The organism is Pseudomonas sp. RU47, assembly GCF_004011755.1.
Lineage (GTDB): Bacteria > Pseudomonadota > Gammaproteobacteria > Pseudomonadales > Pseudomonadaceae > Aquipseudomonas.
Genome location: NZ_CP022411.1, coordinates 6,103,769 through 6,124,668, shown reverse-complemented (window position 1 = coordinate 6,124,668; position 20,900 = coordinate 6,103,769). Strand labels below are relative to the sequence as shown.

General features: G+C 60.7%; 19 protein-coding genes. 10 read left to right on the top strand and 9 right to left on the bottom strand.

Going from position 1 to position 20,900, the window contains the following annotated elements:
• Positions 1 to 8: 8 nt before the first annotated feature.
• From CCX46_RS28065 to fdhA, 5 genes are all read left to right on the top strand, one after another.
• Positions 9 to 338, top strand: a complete 330-nt coding sequence (locus CCX46_RS28065; protein WP_016986286.1) for a sarcosine oxidase subunit delta — start codon at positions 9 to 11, stop codon at positions 336 to 338.
• Positions 335 to 3,352: a sarcosine oxidase subunit alpha gene (locus tag CCX46_RS28060; RefSeq protein WP_127930046.1), complete on the top strand. Its 3,018-nt coding sequence runs from the start codon at positions 335 to 337 to the stop codon at positions 3,350 to 3,352. The genes CCX46_RS28065 and CCX46_RS28060 overlap by 4 nt, the downstream gene beginning before the upstream one ends.
• A gap of 144 nt (positions 3,353 to 3,496) precedes the next feature.
• Complete coding sequence (locus CCX46_RS28055) at positions 3,497 to 4,129, top strand: sarcosine oxidase subunit gamma (protein ID WP_008086919.1); 633 nt, start codon at positions 3,497 to 3,499, stop codon at positions 4,127 to 4,129.
• 216 nt (positions 4,130 to 4,345) lie between these two features.
• Positions 4,346 to 5,203 (top strand): formyltetrahydrofolate deformylase, encoded by an 858-nt coding sequence (purU, locus tag CCX46_RS28050; protein WP_034155014.1) that lies wholly within the window; start codon positions 4,346 to 4,348, stop codon positions 5,201 to 5,203.
• Positions 5,204 to 5,407: 204 nt separating this feature from the next.
• The gene (fdhA, locus tag CCX46_RS28045) at positions 5,408 to 6,607 is read left to right on the top strand and encodes a formaldehyde dehydrogenase, glutathione-independent (protein WP_034155015.1); all 1,200 of its coding nucleotides are present in this window, start codon (positions 5,408 to 5,410) and stop codon (positions 6,605 to 6,607) included.
• Positions 6,608 to 6,861: 254 nt separating this feature from the next.
• Here fdhA and CCX46_RS28040 read toward each other — a convergent pair whose 3' ends face one another.
• Together CCX46_RS28040 and CCX46_RS28035 are read right to left on the bottom strand one after the other, a co-directional pair.
• Positions 6,862 to 7,536: an anti-sigma factor gene (locus CCX46_RS28040; RefSeq protein ID WP_127930045.1), complete on the bottom strand. Its 675-nt coding sequence runs from the start codon at positions 7,534 to 7,536 to the stop codon at positions 6,862 to 6,864.
• Entirely contained in the window at positions 7,533 to 8,168 is a 636-nt protein-coding gene (locus tag CCX46_RS28035; RefSeq protein WP_127930044.1) for a sigma-70 family RNA polymerase sigma factor, read from the bottom strand. The genes CCX46_RS28040 and CCX46_RS28035 overlap by 4 nt, the downstream gene beginning before the upstream one ends.
• Positions 8,169 to 8,318: 150 nt before the next feature.
• Between CCX46_RS28035 and CCX46_RS28030 the strand changes: the two genes are divergently transcribed.
• Positions 8,319 to 8,876, top strand: coding sequence for a DUF2780 domain-containing protein (locus tag CCX46_RS28030; protein WP_127930043.1), 558 nt, complete (start codon positions 8,319 to 8,321; stop codon positions 8,874 to 8,876).
• A gap of 1 nt (position 8,877) precedes the next feature.
• On the opposite strand, the gene CCX46_RS28025 is transcribed toward CCX46_RS28030, so the two are convergent.
• Positions 8,878 to 9,765: an acyltransferase gene (locus CCX46_RS28025; RefSeq protein WP_127930042.1), complete on the bottom strand. Its 888-nt coding sequence runs from the start codon at positions 9,763 to 9,765 to the stop codon at positions 8,878 to 8,880.
• Between the two features lie 271 nt (positions 9,766 to 10,036).
• Here CCX46_RS28025 and rloA2 point away from each other — a divergent pair, with 271 nt between their 5' ends.
• The 4 genes from rloA2 (at position 10,037) to creD (ending at position 14,252) form a co-directional block, all read left to right on the top strand.
• Entirely contained in the window at positions 10,037 to 10,540 is a 504-nt protein-coding gene (gene rloA2 / locus CCX46_RS28020; RefSeq protein WP_007909997.1) for a retropepsin-like aspartic peptidase RloA2, read from the top strand.
• 73 nt (positions 10,541 to 10,613) lie between these two features.
• Complete coding sequence (gene creB, locus CCX46_RS28015) at positions 10,614 to 11,294, top strand: two-component system response regulator CreB (RefSeq protein ID WP_127930041.1); 681 nt, start codon at positions 10,614 to 10,616, stop codon at positions 11,292 to 11,294.
• Positions 11,294 to 12,712 carry a two-component system sensor histidine kinase CreC gene (gene creC, locus CCX46_RS28010; RefSeq protein ID WP_127930040.1) on the top strand — a complete coding sequence of 473 codons (1,419 nt, stop codon included), beginning with the start codon at positions 11,294 to 11,296 and terminating at the stop codon, positions 12,710 to 12,712. The genes creB and creC overlap by 1 nt, the downstream gene beginning before the upstream one ends.
• A 169-nt stretch (positions 12,713 to 12,881) precedes the next feature.
• Positions 12,882 to 14,252, top strand: a complete 1,371-nt coding sequence (gene creD, locus CCX46_RS28005) for a cell envelope integrity protein CreD (protein ID WP_127930039.1) — start codon at positions 12,882 to 12,884, stop codon at positions 14,250 to 14,252.
• Positions 14,253 to 14,460: 208 nt separating this feature from the next.
• Here the strand turns inward: creD and CCX46_RS27995 are convergent, their stop codons facing one another.
• The 6 genes from CCX46_RS27995 to CCX46_RS27970 form a co-directional block, all read right to left on the bottom strand.
• Positions 14,461 to 15,090 (bottom strand): glutathione S-transferase, encoded by a 630-nt coding sequence (locus CCX46_RS27995; RefSeq protein ID WP_127930037.1) that lies wholly within the window; start codon positions 15,088 to 15,090, stop codon positions 14,461 to 14,463.
• Positions 15,091 to 15,264: 174 nt separating this feature from the next.
• Positions 15,265 to 15,444 carry a hypothetical protein gene (locus CCX46_RS27990; RefSeq protein ID WP_127930036.1) on the bottom strand — a complete coding sequence of 60 codons (180 nt, stop codon included), beginning with the start codon at positions 15,442 to 15,444 and terminating at the stop codon, positions 15,265 to 15,267.
• Positions 15,441 to 16,571, bottom strand: a complete 1,131-nt coding sequence (locus CCX46_RS27985) for a PepSY-associated TM helix domain-containing protein (protein ID WP_127930035.1) — start codon at positions 16,569 to 16,571, stop codon at positions 15,441 to 15,443. The genes CCX46_RS27990 and CCX46_RS27985 overlap by 4 nt, the downstream gene beginning before the upstream one ends.
• A gap of 74 nt (positions 16,572 to 16,645) precedes the next feature.
• Positions 16,646 to 19,072, bottom strand: a complete 2,427-nt coding sequence (locus tag CCX46_RS27980) for a TonB-dependent siderophore receptor (protein ID WP_127930034.1) — start codon at positions 19,070 to 19,072, stop codon at positions 16,646 to 16,648.
• A 235-nt stretch (positions 19,073 to 19,307) separates the two neighbouring features.
• The gene (locus tag CCX46_RS27975) at positions 19,308 to 20,282 is read right to left on the bottom strand and encodes a FecR domain-containing protein (RefSeq protein WP_127930033.1); all 975 of its coding nucleotides are present in this window, start codon (positions 20,280 to 20,282) and stop codon (positions 19,308 to 19,310) included.
• Entirely contained in the window at positions 20,279 to 20,755 is a 477-nt protein-coding gene (locus CCX46_RS27970) for an RNA polymerase sigma factor (RefSeq protein WP_238704364.1), read from the bottom strand. Before CCX46_RS27970 ends, CCX46_RS27975 begins: the two co-directional genes overlap by 4 nt.
• Between the last annotated feature and the right edge of the window lie 145 nt (positions 20,756 to 20,900).

Below are 20,900 nucleotides of genomic sequence, written 5' to 3'. Positions count from 1 at the left end.
AAATCCCCATGTTGCATATCTTCTGTCCTCACTGCGGCGAACTGCGCTCCGAAGAGGAATTCCACGCATCCGGCCAGGCGCACATTCCGCGTCCACTGGATCCAGGCGCCTGCACCGACGAGGAGTGGGGCGACTACATGTTCTTCCGCGACAACCCGCGCGGTCTGCACCACGAACTGTGGGATCACGTCGCCGGTTGCCGTCAGTACTTCAACGTCACCCGCGACACCGTGACCTACGAGATTCTCGAAACCTACAAGATCGGCACCAAGCCGCAATTCACCGACAAGGCTGATACGGCGAAAACAGCCACGACGGCGCTGGGAGAGAAGGTATGAGCCAGACCAATCGCCTGTCCAACGGTGGACGGATCGACCGTAACAAAGTGCTGAGCTTCACCTTCAACGGTCAGAGCTACAAAGGCTTCGAGGGTGACTCGCTGGCCGCCGCGCTGATCGCCAACGGCGTCGACATCATCGGCCGCAGCTTCAAGTATTCGCGTCCTCGCGGCATCTTCGCCGCCGGTGCCGAAGAGCCGAACGCGGTGCTGCAGATCGGTGCGACCGAAGCCACCCAGATTCCCAACGTGCGCGCTACGCAACAGGCGTTGTATCAAGGTCTGGTCGCGACCAGCACCAACGGCTGGCCGAGCGTCAACAACGACATGATGGGCATTCTCGGCAAGGTCGGCGGCAAGCTGATGCCGCCGGGTTTCTACTACAAAACCTTCATGTACCCGCAATCGTTCTGGATGACCTACGAGAAGTACATTCGCAAGGCTGCCGGTCTGGGCCGTTCGCCGACCGAAGTCGATCCGGACACCTACGACTACATGAACCAGCATTGCGACGTGCTGATCGTCGGCGCTGGCCCGGCCGGTCTCGCCGCTGCCCTGGCCGCTGCGCGCAGCGGTGCCCGAGTGATTCTGGCCGATGAGCAGGAAGAGTTCGGCGGCAGCCTGCTCGATTCTCGTGAAAGCCTCGACGGCAAACCGGCGATGGACTGGGTCGCCAGCGTCATCACTGAACTGAAGAACACCCCGGACGTGCTGCTGTTGCCGCGCGCCACGGTCAACGGTTACCACGACCACAACTTCCTGACCATTCACGAACGCCTCACCGATCACCTCGGTGACCGCGCGCCGATTGGCCAGGTGCGTCAGCGCATTCACCGTGTTCGCGCCAAGCGTGTCGTGCTGGCGACCGGTGCTTGCGAGCGTCCGCTGGTTTACGGCAACAACGACGTGCCGGGCAACATGCTTGCCGGTGCGGTGTCGACTTACGTGCGTCGCTACGGCGTCGCGCCGGGCAAGAAACTGGTGCTGTCGACCAACAACGATCATGCTTATCGCGTCGCTCTGGATTGGCTCGATGCCAGTCTGCAAGTGGTCGCCATCGCCGATGCGCGCAGCAATCCGCGTGGTGCGTTGGTAGAAGAAGCCCGCGCCAAAGGCATCCGCATTCTCACCGGCAGCGCCGTGATCGAAGCCCGTGGCAGCAAGCGCGTCACCGCTGCCCGCGTTGCCGCAATCGATGTCAAAGCTCATTCGGTGACCAGCCCGGGCGAATGGCTCGACTGCGATGTGGTTGCCAGTTCCGGCGGATACAGCCCGGTCGTCCACTTGGCTTCGCACCTCGGTGGCAAGCCGACCTGGCGTGAAGACATCCTTGGTTTCGTCCCGGGCGAAGCACCGCAGAAGCGCGTTTGCGTCGGTGGCATCAACGGCGTTTACGGTCTCGGCGATTCGCTGGCTGACGGTTTTGAAGGTGGCGTGCGCGCTGCCGCGGAAGCCGGTTTTCAGACCGTCGAAGGCGTGCTGCCGAAAGCCCTGAGCCGTCACGAAGAACCAACATTGGCGCTGTTCCAGGTGCCGCATGAAAAGAACACCGCACGGGCACCGAAGCAATTCGTCGATCTGCAAAACGACGTGACCGCTGCGGCGATCGAACTGGCAACTCGCGAAGGTTTCGAGTCGGTCGAGCACGTCAAACGCTACACCGCGCTGGGCTTCGGCACCGATCAGGGCAAGCTCGGCAACGTCAACGGTCTGGCCATCGCCGCTCGCTCGCTGAACGTGACCATCCCGCAGATGGGCACCACGATGTTCCGCCCGAACTACACGCCGGTAACTTTCGGCGCGGTGGCCGGTCGTCACTGTGGGCACATCTTCGAGCCGGTGCGTCACACCGCGCTGCATGCCTGGCATGTGAAGAACGGCGCCGAGTTTGAAGACGTCGGTCAGTGGAAGCGTCCATGGTACTTCCCGAAAAACGGCGAAGACCTGCATGCCGCTGTTAAGCGCGAATGCAAAGCCGTGCGCGACAGCGTCGGCCTGCTCGATGCCTCGACCCTCGGCAAGATCGACATTCAAGGCCCGGATGCCCGCGAGTTCCTCAACCGCGTGTACACCAACGCCTGGACCAAACTCGACGTGGGCAAGGCGCGCTACGGTTTGATGTGCAAAGAAGACGGCATGGTTTTCGACGACGGTGTCACGGCGTGCCTGGCCGACAACCATTTCGTCATGACCACCACCACCGGCGGCGCGGCGCGCGTGCTGCAGTGGCTGGAGCTGTACCACCAGACCGAATGGCCGGATATGAAGGTTTACTTCACTTCCGTGACTGACCACTGGGCGACCATGACCCTGTCCGGGCCGAACAGCCGCAAGCTGCTCAGCGCCGTGACGGACATTGATCTGAGCAACGGAGCGTTCCCATTCATGACCTGGAAAGAAGGTCTGGTCGGCGACGTGCCGGCGCGGGTGTTCCGCATCTCGTTCACCGGTGAGCTGTCGTACGAAGTCAACGTGCAGGCCGACTACGCGATGGGCGTGCTGGAGAAAATCGTCGAGGCGGGCAAGCAGTACAACCTGACCCCGTACGGCACTGAAACCATGCACGTACTGCGCGCTGAGAAGGGCTTCATCATTGTCGGTCAGGACACTGACGGCTCGATGACCCCGGACGACTTGAACATGGGCTGGTGCGTCGGTCGCACCAAACCGTTCTCGTGGATCGGCCAGCGTGGCATGAACCGTGAAGACTGCGTGAAGGATCAGCGTAAACAGCTGGTCGGTCTGAAGCCGATCGATCCGAACGTCTGGCTGCCGGAGGGCGCACAACTGGTGTTCAACACCAAGCAGACGATCCCGATGACCATGGTTGGCCACGTGACTTCCAGCTACGCGCACAACTCCCTCGGTTATTCGTTTGCCATGGGTGTGGTCAAGGGCGGTCTGAAGCGCCTCGGTGAGCGGGTGTTTGCACCGCTGGCCGACGGCAGCGTGATCGAGGCGGAAATCGTTTCTTCGGTGTTCTTCGATCCGAAGGGGGATCGCCAGAACATCTGACGGCCTCGAGAACTGTGGGCGGGCGGCTATTCGCGAGCAGGCTCGCTCCCACATTTCGACCGCGTTCCCCTGTGGGAGCGAGCCTGCTCGCGAAAGCGGCAGATCAGCCACCGCAGGAACCAACAGAATTCAGGAAGGTGCTTTATGACCACAGCCAATGTTTACCAACAACGCCCGACCACCGGCGCCAAGGCCGAGTCGTCGCTGCACCATGCCGACCTCGCCAGCCTGGTCGGCAAGGGCCGCAAGAACGCCGGCGTGATCGTGCGTGAGAAAAAACTCCTCGGCCACCTGACCATCCGTGGCGATGGCCACGATGCCGCGTTCGCTGCCGGTGTGCACAAAGCCCTGGGCATCGAATTGCCCGGCGCTCTGAGCGTCATCGTCAAAGGCGAGACCAGCCTGCAATGGATGGGCCCGGATGAGTGGCTGCTGATCGTGCCAAGCGGTGAAGAGTTCGCTGCCGAACAGAAACTGCGCGAAGCGCTGGGTGATCTGCACATCGCGATCGTCAACGTCAGCGGCGGTCAGCAAGTACTCGAACTGAGCGGACCGAACGTGCGTCAGGTGCTAATGAAGTCGACCAGCTATGACGTGCACCCGAATAATTTTCCAGTGGGTAAAGCGGTCGGCACGGTGTTCGCCAAATCGCAGTTGATGATTCGCCATACCGCTGAAGACACTTGGGAACTGCTGATTCGTCGTAGCTTTTCGGATTACTGGTGGTTGTGGTTGCAGGATGCTTCGGCTGAGTACGGGTTGAGCGTTCAGGCCTGAAAGATCAAGAGCTACCCCCTCACCCCAGCCCTCTCCCCCAGAGGGGAGAGGGGGAAAGGGAGCAGATTTGTGGAGTTTTCGAGCCTGAGTTCGCCGCGATATTTCAGGTCGGCGTAGCTCGAGAGAACACCTCGGTCAGTCCCCTCTCCCTCTGGGAGAGGGCTAGGGTGAGGGAAAAACCTGACACCCCGCACAAAGAACAGGAGTCACCGCACCATGAGCCGCGCCCCAGACACATGGATTCTGACCGCCGACTGCCCCAGCGTCCTCGGCACGGTGGACGCGGTGACGCGTTTTCTGTTCGAGCAGGGCTGCTACGTCACCGAGCACCATTCGTTTGATGACCGCCTCTCCGGGCGCTTCTTCATTCGCGTGGAATTCCGCCAGCCCGACGGCTTCGACGAACAGTCCTTCCGCGACGGCCTCGCCGAACGCGGCCAAGCGTTCGGCATGATCTTCGAGCTGACTGCGCCGAACTACCGGCCAAAAGTGGTGATCATGGTCTCCAAGGCCGATCACTGTCTCAACGATTTGCTCTACCGCCAGCGCATCGGCCAGTTGTCGATGGACGTCGCGGCGGTAGTCTCCAACCATCCCGATTTGAAACCGTTGGCCGACTGGCACCAGATTCCCTACTACCATTTCCCCCTCGACCCCAATGACAAACCGTCGCAGGAGCGTCAGGTGTGGCAGGTGATCGAAGAGTCCGGCGCCGAACTGGTGATCCTCGCCCGCTACATGCAGGTGCTGTCGCCGGAGCTGTGCCGCAAGCTCGATGGCAAGGCGATCAACATTCATCACTCGTTGCTGCCCGGTTTCAAGGGCGCCAAGCCGTATCACCAGGCCTACAACAAGGGCGTGAAACTGGTTGGTGCGACGGCGCATTACATCAATAACGACCTCGACGAAGGGCCGATCATTGCCCAAGGCGTCGAGGCGGTGGATCACAGTCATTACCCTGAGGATCTGATTGCCAAGGGGCGCGATATTGAGGGCCTGACGCTGGCGCGGGCGGTTGGGTATCACATCGAAAGAAGGGTGTTTTTGAACGCCAATAGAACCGTCGTTCTTTAGATCGCTTTCGCGAGCAGGCTCGCTCCCACAGGGATTTGTGTTGAAACACAGGTCTCTGTCACACCAAAGATCAACTGTGGGAGCGAGCCTGCTCGCGAAGGGGCCATAACAAACAACGCAAAACCAACAAGCAATAACCCGAGCATTCAACGCGCTGCCTGCCTGGGCAACGCGGTTCCATAAAAACAACAGCGAGGTGAAAGCATGTCTGGCAATCGTGGTGTGGTGTATCTCGGCGCTGGCAAGGTCGAAGTACAGAAAATCGACTATCCGAAAATGCAGGACCCGCGCGGTCGCAAGATCGAGCACGGGGTCATTCTCAAAGTGGTTTCCACTAATATCTGCGGCTCCGACCAGCACATGGTGCGCGGCCGTACCACGGCGCAGACCGGTCTGGTGCTGGGGCACGAAATCACTGGTGAGGTGATCGAAAAAGGCTCCGACGTCGAGAACCTGAAAATCGGTGATCTGGTCTCCGTACCGTTCAACGTCGCGTGCGGGCGCTGCCGTTCCTGCAAAGAGCAACACACCGGCGTCTGCCTGACCGTCAACCCGGCCCGTGCCGGCGGCGCATACGGCTACGTCGACATGGGCGACTGGACCGGTGGCCAAGCCGAATACGTGCTGGTGCCGTACGCCGACTTCAACCTGCTGAAACTGCCGGACCGCGACAAGGCCATGGAGAAAATCCGCGACCTGACCTGCCTCTCCGACATCCTCCCGACCGGCTACCACGGCGCCGTCACTGCCGGCGTTGGTCCGGGCAGCACCGTTTACATTGCGGGCGCCGGCCCGGTCGGTCTGGCCGCCGCTGCCTCTGCGCGTTTGCTCGGTGCGGCGGTGGTGATCGTCGGCGACGTCAACACCATCCGCTTGGCTCACGCCAAATCCCAGGGTTTTGAAATCGTCGACCTGTCCAAGGACACCCCGCTGCACGAACAGATCGCCGCACTGCTCGGCGAGCCGGAAGTGGATTGCGCGGTGGACTGCGTCGGCTTCGAAGCACGCGGCCACGGCCACGACGGCGTGAAAGCCGAGGCTCCGGCCACCGTGCTCAACTCACTGATGGGCGTGGTGCGTGTCGCCGGCAAGATCGGTATCCCCGGCCTGTACGTCACCGAAGATCCGGGTGCCGTGGATGCCGCCGCGAAAATGGGCAGCCTGAGCATTCGCTTCGGTCTGGGCTGGGCCAAGTCGCACAGCTTCCACACCGGCCAGACGCCAGTGATGAAGTACAACCGCCAGCTGATGCAGGCGATCATGTGGGATCGCATCAACATCGCCGAAGTGGTGGGCGTGCAAGTGATCAGCCTCGATCAGGCACCGGAAGGCTATGGCGAGTTCGATGCGGGCGTGCCGAAGAAGTTTGTGATTGATCCGCATAAGTTGTTTAGTGCGGCGTAAGGTTCAAGCGCAATACAAAACGGCGACCTGAGGGTCGCCGTTTTTTGTTGCAAGCCCAGGTCAAAAGCGACCCTCACCCCAGCCCTCTCCCGGAGGGAGAGGGGGCCGACCGAGGGATGCTCACAATTTACGCCGACCTGAAAATACCGCTGTGAATCCATAATCGACTCGGTGTGGCAGGTCGATGTATGGTGCCAGACACCTCGGTCAGTCCCCTCTCCCTCTGGGAGAGGGTTAGGGTGAGGGGCTTTGCTTTACAGGCCCGCCAACGCCCCTTGGTACAACACCGGCCCAGTCGGCTGCCCGGTCGGCGAACCACCTTTCGGCTCAAGACTTACCGCCAGCGCAATCGGCTTACCGATCAAGACTTTCTGCGCCTCGTTCAACTCAACCTTGCCTTTGCCCCCCGCCGGAATAACGCCGAGAGAAATCGGTTTTCCGTCAGCCGGAATCGCCCACAGTTCCAGGCTGCGATCCGCATCAACCGCCGCCAGCGTCAGCGGCTCGACTTGCAGATAATCCGCATGCGCTTCGACCTTCAGCGCCGGTTGCGCATCGGCGGTCAGCAGGGTGGCGCGGTAGCGGGCGTCGTCGCGGTTGTACAGCGAGCCGAGGAACACCAGCACCACGATCGAACACAGCACAGCGCTAACCCGTAGCCAGTTCCAGAACGGCCGCTTCTCGGGCACATGCAGCACTTGCGGTTCGATCCGCGCGGTAATGCCATGCCAGACGCGATCGGGCACCGGATGCTCCGGCAGAGATTCGGTGAGCCTCACCAGCGATTCCTGCCATTGCGCCAGTTCAGCCCTTAATGCTGCGTCATCCAGCAACAACTGCTCAAACCGCCGACGCGTAGCCGATGACATCAAGCCAATCGCATAATCGGCGGCGAGGGCGCGGCGCAGGGCAGGGGGCTGGTAGTTCATGATTCAAGGCACCGACGCAGGCGTTCCATGCCACGACGGATCCAGGATTTCACCGTTCCCAGCGGCGTGGCCAGGTGTTCGGCGAGTTCCGTGCACGACAATCCCTGAAAGTAGGCCACCGTAATCGACTGGCGCTGCATGCCGTCGAGGGTTTCAAGGCAGCGGTTCAACATCTGAGCCTCGCGGGCGCTGTTCAACTGATCATGTGCCGAAGGGCTTTCGTCCAGCAGCGCATCTTGTTCGAGATCCGTCAGCGGTCGGTCGCGGTGTTTGCGCAATTGATCGATAGCCTGATTGCGCGTGATGTTGATCATCCACGTCAACGGCGCCGACAGGTGCGCTTCGTAGCGCGAGGCGTTGTTCCAGATGCGCACGAAGCTTTCCTGCAGTACTTCTTCGGTCAGGTCGGCGCGGCCCATGAAGCGCAGCGCGACGCCATGCAGGCGCGGGCCGACGCTGCGATAGAGCGTTTCGAAGGCGCGACGATCACCCAGTGAACACTGGGCCAACAACTGTCGCAGCTGATCGGTGTCGGCGATGGAAATGACGACTCTCCAGGCAAAGGTCGGGCGACGAGGGCTGGGCTCGGACTGTTCACAGGCTAGTTCAGCGACAGCGGTTGTGCCATTCATCGCGAGGGTGTCCGGGATTTCACGTTTTATATACGCAGGCCGGATGAAAATGGATGCGCCGCGCCGGAACATGCCGGCGGATACCCGGTCAAACCGGCAGTTTCACTGCCCGTTCAGCGGGTGGTTTTCACAGCGCAAGAGGATGTCTGAATGAAGATTTCACGCGGTTTTGCCTTGGCATCGCTCCTGACCATGGCGGCCGGGCCGGTGTTTGCCGGTTTCAGTCTGAACGACGTCGCTGGTGCGGTTTCGGGGATGCAGGGCGGTGACAAGGCGGCTGCTTCGGCGCCGACCTCGGAAACCGCCGGTTTGCTCAGTGCCCTCAGTGCGCTGGATGTCACGCCGGAGCAAGCCGTTGGCGGTACCAGCGCGATGCTCGGGCTGGCCAAGAATCAGTTGAGCAGTACCGATTATTCGCAGTTGGCCAAGGAAGTGCCGGGCATCGACAAGTTGTCAGGCGGCAGTGGCAATCTGGCGGCGTTGGGGGCTTTGCTCGGTTCGTCCGGCAAGTCCGCCGGTCTGGAAAACGCGCTGGGCAACGTCAAGGACACCAATGACCTGAACAATGCCTTCAGCGCATTGGGCATGGACAGCGGCATGATCGGCCAGTTTGCCCCTGTGCTGTTGCAATACCTCGGTCAGCAGGGCGTCGGCGGTTCGCTGCTGAGCAGCCTGGGCAGCATCTGGGGCGCCGGCACCGGTAGCTGATTCAGCCGCGCTCGCCGCGCAGTTCGGCGATGCGCTGATCCTTCTCGTTCCAGAGCTGGTTGACCCAGCTCTGGACCGTCTGGCGAAACGCCGGATCATTCTCGTAATCACCCTGCCACAGCGCCGGGTCGAGTTCGCGGGTCTTGATGTCGATGATCACGCGCGGCACGTTGCCGCTGATCAGATCCCAGAATCCGGGGATGTTCGCCTGTGGATAAACCACCGTCACATCGAGAATCGCATCCAGTTGTTCACCCATCGCCGCCAAGACAAACGCCACGCCGCCGGCCTTGGGCTTGAGCAAGTGGCTGAACGGTGATTGCTGCTGCGCGCTTTTCGCGGCGGTGTAGCGTGTGCCTTCCAGATAATTGACCACGGTCACCGGCTGACGCTTGAACAGCTCGCAGGCCTGCTTGGTGATTTCCAGATCCTTGCCGGCCAACTCCGGGTGTTTCGCCAGAAAGGCCTTGGTGTAGCGCTTCATGAACGGGTAATCCAGCGCCCACCACGCCAGCCCCAGTAACGGTACCCAGATCAGCTCTTTCTTGAGGAAGAATTTGAAGAACGGCGTGCGCCGGTTGAGGGTCTGGATCAGCGCCGGAATATCCACCCACGACTGGTGGTTGCTGACCACCAGATACGAGGTGTCGCCGCGCAAGTCTTCGCCACCGCGAATGTCCCATTGGGTGGGGATACACAGGCGGAAAATCAGCTTGTCGATCTCGGCCCAGGTCTCGGCGATCCACATCACCGCCCCCGACGCGTAATCGCGCCAGCGGCCTGGTGCGATCAGTTTGAGCAGGGCAAAGACCAGCAACGGCCCGATCAGGATCAGGGTGTTGAGCAACAGCAGCAGGGTGACGAAACAGCCGGTGAGCAGGCGGCGCATAAGCAACTCTTTGCAAACGGATGGGCGCGCCATGATAAGCAGCTTCGCGCGGCAGGCCAAATCGGTGGTGACGAATGTTTCACTTTTGGCTGCGTATGCTTTGCTCAAGCGCCTGATCGTTCCCACGCTCTGCGTGGTAACGCCGCCCGGGACGCTCCGCGTCCCTGTGACGCAGAGCGTCACTGGATGCATGCCCACGCAGAGCGTGGGAACGATCAAGCGCGCAACGGTCTAAAATCCCGTTGCCCAACCTCTCAAGGAAGCCCCTTACGTGAAATCCCTCCTTGCACTGTTTGCCCTCGTCGCTCTGCCTGTCATGGCCGCCGAGCCGACCCTGTACGGGCGCTACGAATACATTGCGCTGCCGGAAATCGGCGGTGAAGTGCTCAAGGCCAAGATGGACACCGGCGCACTGACTGCTTCGCTGTCGGCCAAAGACATTGAAACCTTCACCCGCGATGGCGACGAATGGGTGCGTTTCCGCCTCGGCACCAAAGACGCCAGCAACAAGGTCTACGAACACAAGGTCGCACGGATCAGCAAGATCAAGAGCCGCTCGGACGAAGAGGACGAGGGTGAAAGCACCGAAGTCGCCAAACGTCCGGTGGTTGATCTAGAGCTGTGCCTGGGTAACGTCAAGCGTACCGTTGAGGTCAACCTGACCGACCGCAGCAACTTCAATTACCCGTTGCTGATCGGTGCCAAAGCCTTGCGCGAATTCGGCGCAGCGGTGAACCCGGCGCGACGCTTCACGGCCGACAAGCCGGACTGCTGAGCCAAGTGGTCTCATTGACGTAACGTCAGGCTTGGGGCACCGTTCGCGCACTTAACCCACGGGCTCGGACGCCATGCCTCATATCCTGATTGTCGAAGACGAAGCGGCGATTGCCGACACGCTGATTTTTGCCTTGCAGGGCGAAGGCTTCACCACCACGTGGCTGAGCCTCGGCGCGGCGGCGCTGGAGTATCAGCGGCAGACCCCGGCCGATCTGATCATCCTCGACATCGGCCTGCCGGATATCAGCGGTTTCGAGACCTGCAAGCAACTGCGGCGCTTCAGCGAGGTGCCGGTGCTGTTCCTCAGCGCCCGCGATGCCGAGATTGATCGCGTGGTGGGTCTGGAAATTGGTGCCGACGATTATGTGGTCAAGCCGTTCAGCCCGCGTGAAGTCGCGGCGCGAGTGAAGGCAATCCTTAAACGCATGGCGCCGCGTCCTGCGATTGAAGCCACTTCAGCGCTATTTAGAATCGATCCGGAGCGGATTCAAATCATTTATCGCGGCCAGACGTTGACCCTGACCCGCCACGAATTCCGCCTGCTGCAATGCCTGCTCGAACAACCCGAGCGGGTGTTCAGTCGTGAGCAATTGCTTGATGCGCTAGGCGTAGCGGCCGACGCCGGCTACGAGCGCAGCATCGACAGTCATATCAAAAGCGTGCGCGCCAAGTTGCGTCAGGTGCGCGCCGACGCCGAGCCGATCCAGACCCATCGCGGCCTCGGTTACAGCTACAGCCCGGGGCACAGCTGATGTCACTGGGGCTGCGGATCTTTCTGGTGTATGTGCTGTTTGTCGGCCTGACCGGCTATTTTGTGCTCAACACGGTGATGGAAGAAATCCGCCCCGGCGTGCGCCAGTCCACCGAAGAAACCCTGGTCGACACCGCCAACCTGATGGCGGAAATCCTGCGGGACGATTTCAAGGCCGGCACCCTCAGCGAGAACCGCTGGCCCGAGTTGCTGCGCGCCTATGGCGAGCGTCAGCCGCAAGCGAGCATTTGGGGCTTACCGAAAAATCAGGTCAACCACCGCATTTACGTCACCGACGCCAAAGGCATCGTTGTGCTCGATTCCAGTGGCGTGGCCGTGGGGCAGGACTACTCGCGCTGGAACGACGTCTACCTGACCTTGCGTGGCGAATACGGTGCGCGATCCAGTCGCAGCGATCCGGATGACCCAGCATCTTCAGTCATGCACGTCGGCGCGCCGATCCGCGACAACGGGCAGATCATCGGCGTGGTCACCGTGGCCAAACCCAACAGCTCATTGCAGCCTTATGTGGATCGTACCGAACGGCGCCTGCTGTTTTACGGCGCGGGTTTGATCGGCCTCGGTCTGCTCTTTGGTGCCTTGCTGTCGTGGTGGCTGAGCCGCGCACTGCACCGTTTGACCGGTTATGCACAAGCGGTGAGCGAAGGGCGGCGGGTGGAAGTGCCGCACTATCGCGGCGGTGAGCTGGAGCAACTGGCCACAGCGGTTGAGCAGATGCGCACACAGCTGGAGGGCAAGGCGTACGTTGAGCGCTACGTGCATACGTTGACCCATGAACTGAAAAGTCCGCTGGCGGCGATTCGTGGCGCGGCGGAGTTGCTGCAAGGTGAAATGCCGCCGGTTCAACGTCTGCGCTTTATCGGCAACATCGACAGCGAAAGTGCGCGGATGCAGCAGTTGATCGAACGGTTGTTGAATCTGGCGCAAGTGGAACAACGTCAGGGCCTTGAAGAGCGGGTTGCTGTGCCGTTGGCGGCGCTGGTTGATCAATTGCTGCAGGGGCAGGCGGCGCGGATTGAAGGAAAGCAGTTGCGCATCGAACAGGCGATTGCGGCTGATCTTCTGTTGATCGGCGAGCCGTTTCTGCTGCGTCAGGCGTTGGGTAATCTGCTGGAGAATGCGCTGGATTTCACCCCGCTTGAGGGGCTTCTGCGGTTCAGTGCCGAGCGGGTTGGCGAGCAGATCGAATTTCGATTGTTCAATGAAACGGCGCCGATTCCCGATTACGCCTTGCCGCGTTTGACCGAGCGCTTCTACTCATTACCGCGACCGGACAGTGGACGAAAAAGCACGGGGTTGGGGCTTAACTTCGTTGAAGAGGTGGTCAAGTTGCATGGTGGGTCGATGCAGATTCGTAATGTCGAAAGTGGTGTTGAGGTGACATTGCGCTTGTCTTGATACCGAGTTGCGGCCATCGCGAGCAGGCTCACTCCTACAGGGGAACGCATTCCAGGAGTGAGCCTGCTCGCGATAGGGCCGGTGAAGTCTCCACACAATCTCCACAATCCCCCCACAAAACCCCCACACCCGATCACCAGACTCCCCCCATCCAAACAGGGAGAGTCCCATGAACAAGAATCTGACCATCAAGCTCGGCGCCATCGCCGTGCTGATCCTGCTGTTGCTGATACCTTTATTGATGATCGATGGCGTCATCGACGACCGCCAACAGTTGCGCGACGGCGTGCTCGAAGACATCGCCCGCAGTTCCAGCTACAGCCAGCAATTGAGCGGGCCGGTGATGGTGGTGCCGTATCGCAAAGTGATTCACAACTGGAAAACCAACGACAAAACCAACCAACGCTACGACGAACCGAGCGAAGAGCGCGGGCGTTTGTACTTCCTGCCGGAGCGTTTCGAACTCGACGGCCAGGTGCAAACCGAGCTGCGCGCGCGGGGTATCTATGAAGCGCGGCTGTTCCACGCCGACAACCGTATCAACGGCCACTTCTCACTGCCGGCGCAATTGGGCATCAAGGAAGACTTCAGCGATTACCAGTTCGATGCACCGTTTCTCGCGGTCGGTATCAGCGACATTCGCGGCATCGAAAATGCGCTGAAACTGGAACTCGACGGCCAGCGTCTGGACTTCGTGCCGGGGACTCAAGTGGGCTGGCTCGGCGAGGGTGTACGAGTGACGCTGCCGCTGCTCGACACCAGCAAAACCACGGAACTGAGCTTCGGTTTTGACCTGCGTCTGCAAGGCACCGGTTCATTGCAGGTGTTGCCAGTGGGCAAGAGCAGCAGCGTCAGCCTCACTGCGAATTGGCCGCATCCAAGTTTCATCGGTAATTTCCTGCCGGCCAAGCGTGAGATCAACGATCAGGGTTTCAGCGCCGATTGGCAGACCACGTTCTTCTCCACCAACCTGCAAGACGCCATGAGCCGTTGCGTCAGCAGCAATGATTGCGAGGCATTCAACGGCCGCAGCTTTGGCGTGAGCTTCATCGATCCGGTAGATCAATATTTGAAGAGTGACCGGGCGATCAAATACGCGTTGCTGTTCATCGTCCTGACGTTCGCCGGTTTTTTCCTGTTCGAAGTGCTCAAAAGTCTGGCCGTGCACCCGGTGCAATACGCGCTGGTCGGTGTGGCGCTGGCGTTCTTTTATCTGTTGCTGCTGTCGTTGTCGGAGCACATTGGTTTTGCCCCGGCGTATCTGTTGTCGGCCAGCGGTTGTGTGTTGTTGATCGGGTTTTATGTCTGTCACGTGCTACGCAGTGTGCGTCACGGCTTGAGTTTTTCGGCGGGGCTGGCGGCGTTGTATGGCCTGCTCTATGGCTTGCTGAGCGCCGAGGATTACGCGTTGTTGATGGGCTCGTTGTTGCTGTTCGGTCTGCTCGGTGTGTTCATGGTGCTGACGCGCAAACTGGATTGGTACGGGATCGGGCAGAAACCGGCTAAGCCGTTGGAGTTTGATGTGGGGGCGATGCAATGAGCCGGTCGCTGGGATTGCGTGAGGATCAGTGCTGGAAGGATGAGTTGGTGACGCGGATTATCGGATATTTGCCTGTGGAACCGAGGTGGTGCATTCGCGAGCAGGCTCGCTCCCACAGGATGGGTGTTGGAACAGAGATGTCTGCCATACCCAAAAACAATGTGGGAGCGAGCCTGCTCGCGAAGAGGCCGGAACAAGCGCCGCCTACTTAAGGCTTGGGCATCGTGGCGATCATGGACGGTCGCTGACTCACTTCAAAAAACCAGTTGGCCAGTTGCGGGTTGGCCTCACGCCAGCCCAGATCCGGGAAACGCAGGTCGAGGTAACCCAGCGCACATGCCACGCTGATCGCTGCCACATCGAAATGGCTGGTCAGCTCGGCAATCGCATCCTTTTCCAATACAGCAAGAGCACGGCGGATCTTGTCGCGCTGAGCCTCTAGCCATTCGTTCCAATGTTTTTCCGGAGCACGCAGGACCATTTCATAACGCACCATCACCGATGCATCCATGATCCCGTCGGCCATCGAGGCCAGGGTCAGACGCCGCCAGCGCGCCGCGCCTTCGCGCGGGATCAGCGGGTTGCCGACGTGTTGCTGGTCGAGGTATTCGAGAATGACGCGGCTGTCATGGATAACGTTGCCGTCAGCCAGACGCAAGGCGGGAATCTTGCCCAGCGGGTTGTCGAGATTGAGTTCGGCGCTCGGACTGACCGGGCTGAGCACGCAGTCTTGCAAGGCGACGCGATCCTGCTGGCCGGTCTCGTGCAGCAATACCATCACTTTGCGCACGAACGGGGAGAGGGTGTTGTGGTACAGGGTCATGCTGGGGGCGGACATTGGCAGGGTCTCGATCAGAACGATGAGGGAGCAGCATAGCGCGTAACGCCACGTCCTCAAGCCCAGTGCAAAACCAATGTGGGAGCGAGCCTGCTCGCGAAGGCGTCGGCACAGTCAACATTGGTGTTGAATGTCAGAGCGCTTTCGCGAGCAGGCTCGCTCCCACAGGTTTCTTTAGCTTCGCTGCAGCAATCCTCTTATGGCCAGAACCGCCGGAACACCCAGACCAACCCAGCTCAGCGCATCCCAAATCCCATCCCCCAGCAACGCCGCAAACAACCCCGCCGCGCTGAGCAATGCAATCACGATCGGCGTGCTGAACACCTTCCAGAAATTCGACTGACGCGGTTTCATGCAGAGGCCTCCGCCGTTTCCAGCACAGGCTTCGCCGCTTTGCGCCGCACCACCCACAGGTACACGCCACTGACGAGGACGATTATGGTCAACACATCGAGGGTGGCCCAGAGAATCTTCATCGGCATGCCGCCATAGTCACCAAAGTGCAGCGGCTGCGACATGCCCATGGCGTCCATGTACCACGGTCGTTCGGCCACGGCGGTGACCTGCAGCGTGGTGGCATCGATCAGCACCGGCGTCAGCAGATGCGAAGTCAGGTGCGTACCACCCTTCATGAACACCGAATAATGGTGCTCGCTGGAAAACCGTGTGCCGGGGAAAGCGATGAAATCCGGTTTCATGCCCGGCGCGACTTCAGCCGCGATGTCGAGCAACCGCGTGGCCGGTGCCAGGTGAGTCAGCGGTGGCGCTTCGCGGTAAGGTTCGATCAGCGCAGTCAGTGCTTCATTGCGCCAAGCGGCGATCAGCAGGTCGGCGCAAGCGCTGATCACGCCGGTCACGCCGACCACCAACGCCCAGGTCAGGGTGACCACGCCAATCAGGTTATGCAGGTCGAGCCAGCGCAAACGGGTGGACTTGTCCTGACGCACGGTGCCGAATTTCAAGCGGCGCATGAACGGCAGGTACAGCACCGTCCCCGAGACAATCGCCACGACAAACAGCAGCCCCATGAACGCCAGCAGCAACTTGCCCGGCAGCCCGGCGAACATGTCGACGTGCAGGCGCAGGATAAACAGCATCAAACCGCCGTTGGCCGACGGCGTTTCCAGCGCTTCACCGGTACGTGCATCGAGCATGAAGGTGTGCGACGAGTTCGGTTCAGTGCCGGCGGTTTTCGCCATGATCGTCAGTACGGCATTCGGCTCATCGTCATCGAAACCGAAATACTGCACGACTTCATCGGGACGATGTTTTTCTGCGGCCTCGACCAGTTGCGCCAGATTCAGCCGTGGCGTTTCCGCCGGCATCTCGCGCACTTCGGGCGCATCGCCGAGCAGGTGCTCGATCTCGTGATGGAAAATCAGTGGCAGACCGGTCAGTGCCAGCATCAGCAAAAACACGGTGCAGACCAGGCTGGTCCAGGTATGCACGAACGACCAGCGGCGGATTGTTTTACTTTTCATTTCATAACCTTCAAAAACACCAAAGCCGTCCACGAGGGACGGCCTGGTCACAGGGCCTGTTTCAGCTCAATCGCTTACCACTTGTAAGTGGCGCTGGCGACGACACTGCGCGTGTCGCCGTAGTAGCAGTAGAAGCTGTCGCAGGTGGAAATGTATTCCTTGTCGAACAGGTTGGTCGCGTTGAGTGCCAGCGACGCGCCTTTGAGGCTGTTGTCCAGACGGCCGAGGTCGTAATGCACGCTCGCGTCGAACACGGTGTAGGCGTCAGCCTTGCCCAGCCAGGTGTTGGCCTTGTCGCCGTAGGTGTTGCCGGTGTAACGCACGCCACCGCCAATGCCGAAGCCGTCGAGTACGCCGGCGTGCCAGGTGTAATCGGTCCACAGCGACGCTTGCTGGTTCGGCATCAGTTGCAGGCGATTGCCCTTGTCGACGCCATTCTGCACTTCGGATTTGGCGAGGGTGTAGGCGGCGATGACTTTCAGGTTGTCGGTGACGTCGGAAACCGCTTCCAGCTCCAGGCCTTTGACTTTCACTTCGCCAGTCTGGCTGGTGATCGACACGTTGTTGACGAAGGTGTTGACCGAGACGTTCTTCTGGGTGAGGTCATACACGGCGGCGGTCAGCAGGGTTTTGCTGCCCGGCGGCTGGTACTTGATGCCCAGTTCCCACTGCTTGCCTTCGGTCGGCTTGAGCGAGCCGGTCGAGGTGGCATCAGCGCCCGTGGTCGGCTGGAAGGATTCGGCGTACGACAGGTACGGCACGAAACCGTTGTCGAAGACGTAGCTGAGCGCGGCGTTGCCGCTGAAGGCCTTGTCGCGCTGGGTGTTGGTGGCATCACCCTTGTTGATGAATTTGGTGCTGGTGTGTACCCAGTCTTCACGGCCGCCGAGAGTCAGGCGCCACTGGTCGAGGGCCATTTGGTCCTGCACGTACAGGCCGGTCTGGTAGGTCTTCTGGTCGTAATCGTAAAACGCCGTGGAGCGCGCCGGACGTACGATCGGCTGGCCGTAGATCGGCGTAATGACGTTGGTTGGCAGGCCATCACCGAAGATCGAGGTGTAGTTGGTGTTGCTGCGCTGGTGATCAAGGCCCAGCAGCAGGGTGTGGCGGATGTCGCCGGTAGCGAAGTCGGCCTGGAAGTTGTTGTCCACGGCGAACTGGCTGATGTCTTCTTCGACGCTGGTGCTGGTGCGTCCGACATTGCCTTGATCATCCACTTCGGTGAATGGGTACGACCCCGGTGTCAGCGACTGGAACGACAGATCCGACTTGGTGTAGCGCAGGTTCTGCTTGAACTGCCAGACATCGTTCAGACGATGTTCGAAGGCATAGCCCAGCGCGTAGTAGGTGCGATCGTAATATTCCCAGTCCGGATCACCCAGATTCTTGTGGTGAGAGATATCGCCGAACGGTGACTTGATCTTAGTGCCCTGAATTGGCAGAAACTGGCTGGTGATGCCGGTATCGTCGCGGGTGAACTGGCTCAGCAGGGTGAGCTTGGTGTCATCGTCGATGTTCCAGGTCAGGCTCGGCGCGATGTTGTAGCGCTTGTTGTCGACGTGATCGACCTGGGTGCCGCTGTCGCGCACCACACCGCTGAGGCCATAGAGAAACTGGCCGGCGTCGTCGATCTTGCCGGTGCTGGCGAAGTTGATCTGGCGATGGTTGTCGCTGCCGTACTGCAACTGGATTTCGTTGCTGGCTTCGGCGCTTGGGCGACGGCTGACCATGTCGAGCAGACCGCCCGGTGGGGTCTGGCCGTAAACCGAGGAGGCCGGGCCGCGCAGCAGGGCGAGGCGGTCGAGGTTCCAGGTTTCCTGTTTCGGGTTGGCGTACACGCCTTTTGGCAGCGGCAGGCCGTCAAGGAACTGGGTCGGTTCGAAACCGCGTACGCGCAGCCAGTCGGCGCGGGTGTCGCTGCCGTAGCTGCTGGCGGTGATGCCCGGCATGTAGCGCACGGCATCGTCGAGGCTGTGCACGCTGCGGTCGTCCATTTGCTGGCGGGTCGCCACCGAGATCGAGCGCGGTGCTTCGACCAGTGCGGTGTCGGTCTTGGTGCCAGCGGCGGTGCGAGTGGCGGTGTAGCCTTCGACCGGGCCCCAGGCACTTTCGAAGTTTTCTACACCGATGACCGAAGTTTCCGGCAGGGCCATCACGCCTTCAGGCACGGCAACCAGGGTGTAAGTGCCGGTGCTGCTTTGTTCCAGTTGCAGACCGGTGCCACGCAGTGCCGCGCGCAGAGCGCCAGCCGCATCGTATTGGCCGTTGACCGGCGCCGAGGTCTTGCCTGCCGCCAGCGACGGATTCAGCGACAGCGCAATCCCGCCCTGGCTGGCGATCTGGTTGAGGGTCGTCGACAGTGGCGCCGCTGGCAAGTTGTAGGCGCGTACGCTGGACGCTTGTTCAGCGGCAAGCAACGGACTGCTGATCAGCGGCGCGCTGAGCGCGATGGCGACAGCCAGCAGACTGGGGCGCAACAAGGTGTCTAGCGAACGGGACATACGGCGGCTCCTGAATGGAAATATTTCTCAATTGCCTGTGTGCCGGATGAAAAGCAAAAAGTGATAGGGCTGGATGAAAATAATTTCGATTAACTGGAAAACAGCCACATTTCTGCGGGCTTGATCGTTCCCACGCTCCGCGTGGGAATGCCTCAATGGACGCTCTGCGTCCGCTTCGGCAGGGACGCAGAGCGTCCCGGGCTGCATTCCCACGCAGAGCGTGGGAACGATCAGGTCAAGGGGAGGAGGGCTCGGCCTTCGCGACTGTGACCCAATACGGCGTATGCCGCTCGATCTGCACCGGCAGGGTCGGCAGCAATGCGCTCAAGGCCTTATCGGTGTCATGCAGCGGAAAGCTGCCGGTAATCCGTAGATCCGCCACTTCCGGCGCCACGCCCAGATGCCCGCGACGATAACGCCCCAGCTCATGCACCAGATCGCCGAGTCGCGCGTTATCCACCACCAACATGCCGCGCGTCCAGGCATCGGCGCCGGGGTTGAGCGCGACAATCGAATCCAGCCCGTCGCTGCGCAGCAGCACTTGCTGGCCTTCATGGAGGATCTGCTCTTCTGGATTTGCTTGCCCGTGTGCGGCCACGGCCGACTGCAACACGCTCAGGCGCGTGCCTTCGTCTTCACGCTTGACCAGAAACCGCGTACCCAAGGCACGCATGCTGCCTTCGCGGGTTTCGACGATAAAGGGGCGCGGATCGCCGTGACCGGTCTCGACGAGAATTTCGCCTTCCTGCAACACGATCAACCGGCGCTTGTCATCGAACCGCACGTCCACCGCACTGTGGGTGTTGAGATTCAACACAGTGCCGTCCGCCAGACGCACGGTGCGCTGTTCGCCTGTAGCAGTGCGTTGATCGGCGAGCCAGTAATCCAGCGGCAGAAAGCGTTCACTGGCAAACAGCCCCACACCGACCAGCACCATAACGCTGGCCAGCCCACTGCCGAGCTTGCGTACCCGTCGGCGAATGCCTTCGCGCGATTGCAGCAAGGCACTGCGGGCCGGGCCCTTGGCCACGTTGAAACGCTGATCGAGCATGCCCAGTTGCTGCCAGGCGCGGGCGTGTTCTTCATGGGCCGCGTGCCATTTGGCAAACTCCTCGCGTTCCAGCGGACTGCTCGAATCGAGGGTCAGTTGCCAGGCAATCGCCGCGTCCAGCACATGCGCCGGCACCGGTCTGGAACTGGCCGGGCTCACGTCGGCTCACCGTACAGGGCGATGTAGCACTGCCGAATGCCTTGCGCCAGATACTGCCGAACGCGCGGCACCGAGACGCCGAGCTTGTCGGCGATCTCGGCATGGCTGAGGCCGTCGAGGCGGTTATAAAGGAAGGCGGCACGGGCCTTGGTCGACAGTTTGCCGAGCAAGCGGTCGATGGCTTTGAGGTCTTCGAGGATCATTTGCTGTTCTTCCACCGATGGTTGCTCGCCTTCGGGGATCAGCATCAGTTCGGTGAGGTAGGCCTGTTCCAGCGCAGCGCGGCGGAAGTAGTCGAACAACAAGCCTTTGGCGATCGCCACCAGAAAGGCGCGCGGCTCGCGGGGTGTCAGCATGGCATCGCGACCGAGCAGACGGACGAAGGTGTCCTGGCTCAGGTCTTCGGCGCGTTGCGGGCACGCCACATTGCGCCGCAACCATGCCAGCAGCCAGCCGCGATGGTCACGATACATCGCACCGACGAGCTCACTGTTAGGGCTTGGGACTGACGACACCGGACATCACCGATTGGGAAATGTTAACTAACGCGAATTGTTCGCGATTGTGGCAGAGGTGGGAATGGTTAGCAATTGGCCACTGGTCAGGTGGGCGGTTAAA

Excerpts from the sequence above, each read along its gene's own strand:
- CCX46_RS28065 (WP_016986286.1), top strand. The coding sequence starts at position 9 with ATGTTGCATATCTTCTGTCCTCACTGCGGCGAACTGCGCTCCGAAGAG.
- CCX46_RS28060 (WP_127930046.1), top strand. The coding sequence starts at position 335 with ATGAGCCAGACCAATCGCCTGTCCAACGGTGGACGGATCGACCGTAAC.
- CCX46_RS28055 (WP_008086919.1), top strand. The coding sequence starts at position 3,497 with ATGACCACAGCCAATGTTTACCAACAACGCCCGACCACCGGCGCCAAG.
- purU (WP_034155014.1), top strand. The coding sequence starts at position 4,346 with ATGAGCCGCGCCCCAGACACATGGATTCTGACCGCCGACTGCCCCAGC.
- fdhA (WP_034155015.1), top strand. The coding sequence starts at position 5,408 with ATGTCTGGCAATCGTGGTGTGGTGTATCTCGGCGCTGGCAAGGTCGAA.
- CCX46_RS28040 (WP_127930045.1), bottom strand. The coding sequence starts at position 7,536 with ATGAACTACCAGCCCCCTGCCCTGCGCCGCGCCCTCGCCGCCGATTAT.
- CCX46_RS28035 (WP_127930044.1), bottom strand. The coding sequence starts at position 8,168 with ATGAATGGCACAACCGCTGTCGCTGAACTAGCCTGTGAACAGTCCGAG.
- CCX46_RS28030 (WP_127930043.1), top strand. The coding sequence starts at position 8,319 with ATGAAGATTTCACGCGGTTTTGCCTTGGCATCGCTCCTGACCATGGCG.
- CCX46_RS28025 (WP_127930042.1), bottom strand. The coding sequence starts at position 9,765 with ATGCGCCGCCTGCTCACCGGCTGTTTCGTCACCCTGCTGCTGTTGCTC.
- creB (WP_127930041.1), top strand. The coding sequence starts at position 10,614 with ATGCCTCATATCCTGATTGTCGAAGACGAAGCGGCGATTGCCGACACG.
- creC (WP_127930040.1), top strand. The coding sequence starts at position 11,294 with ATGTCACTGGGGCTGCGGATCTTTCTGGTGTATGTGCTGTTTGTCGGC.
- creD (WP_127930039.1), top strand. The coding sequence starts at position 12,882 with ATGAACAAGAATCTGACCATCAAGCTCGGCGCCATCGCCGTGCTGATC.
- CCX46_RS27995 (WP_127930037.1), bottom strand. The coding sequence starts at position 15,090 with ATGTCCGCCCCCAGCATGACCCTGTACCACAACACCCTCTCCCCGTTC.
- CCX46_RS27990 (WP_127930036.1), bottom strand. The coding sequence starts at position 15,444 with ATGAAACCGCGTCAGTCGAATTTCTGGAAGGTGTTCAGCACGCCGATC.
- CCX46_RS27985 (WP_127930035.1), bottom strand. The coding sequence starts at position 16,571 with ATGAAAAGTAAAACAATCCGCCGCTGGTCGTTCGTGCATACCTGGACC.
- CCX46_RS27980 (WP_127930034.1), bottom strand. The coding sequence starts at position 19,072 with ATGTCCCGTTCGCTAGACACCTTGTTGCGCCCCAGTCTGCTGGCTGTC.
- CCX46_RS27970 (WP_238704364.1), bottom strand. The coding sequence starts at position 20,755 with ATGTATCGTGACCATCGCGGCTGGCTGCTGGCATGGTTGCGGCGCAAT.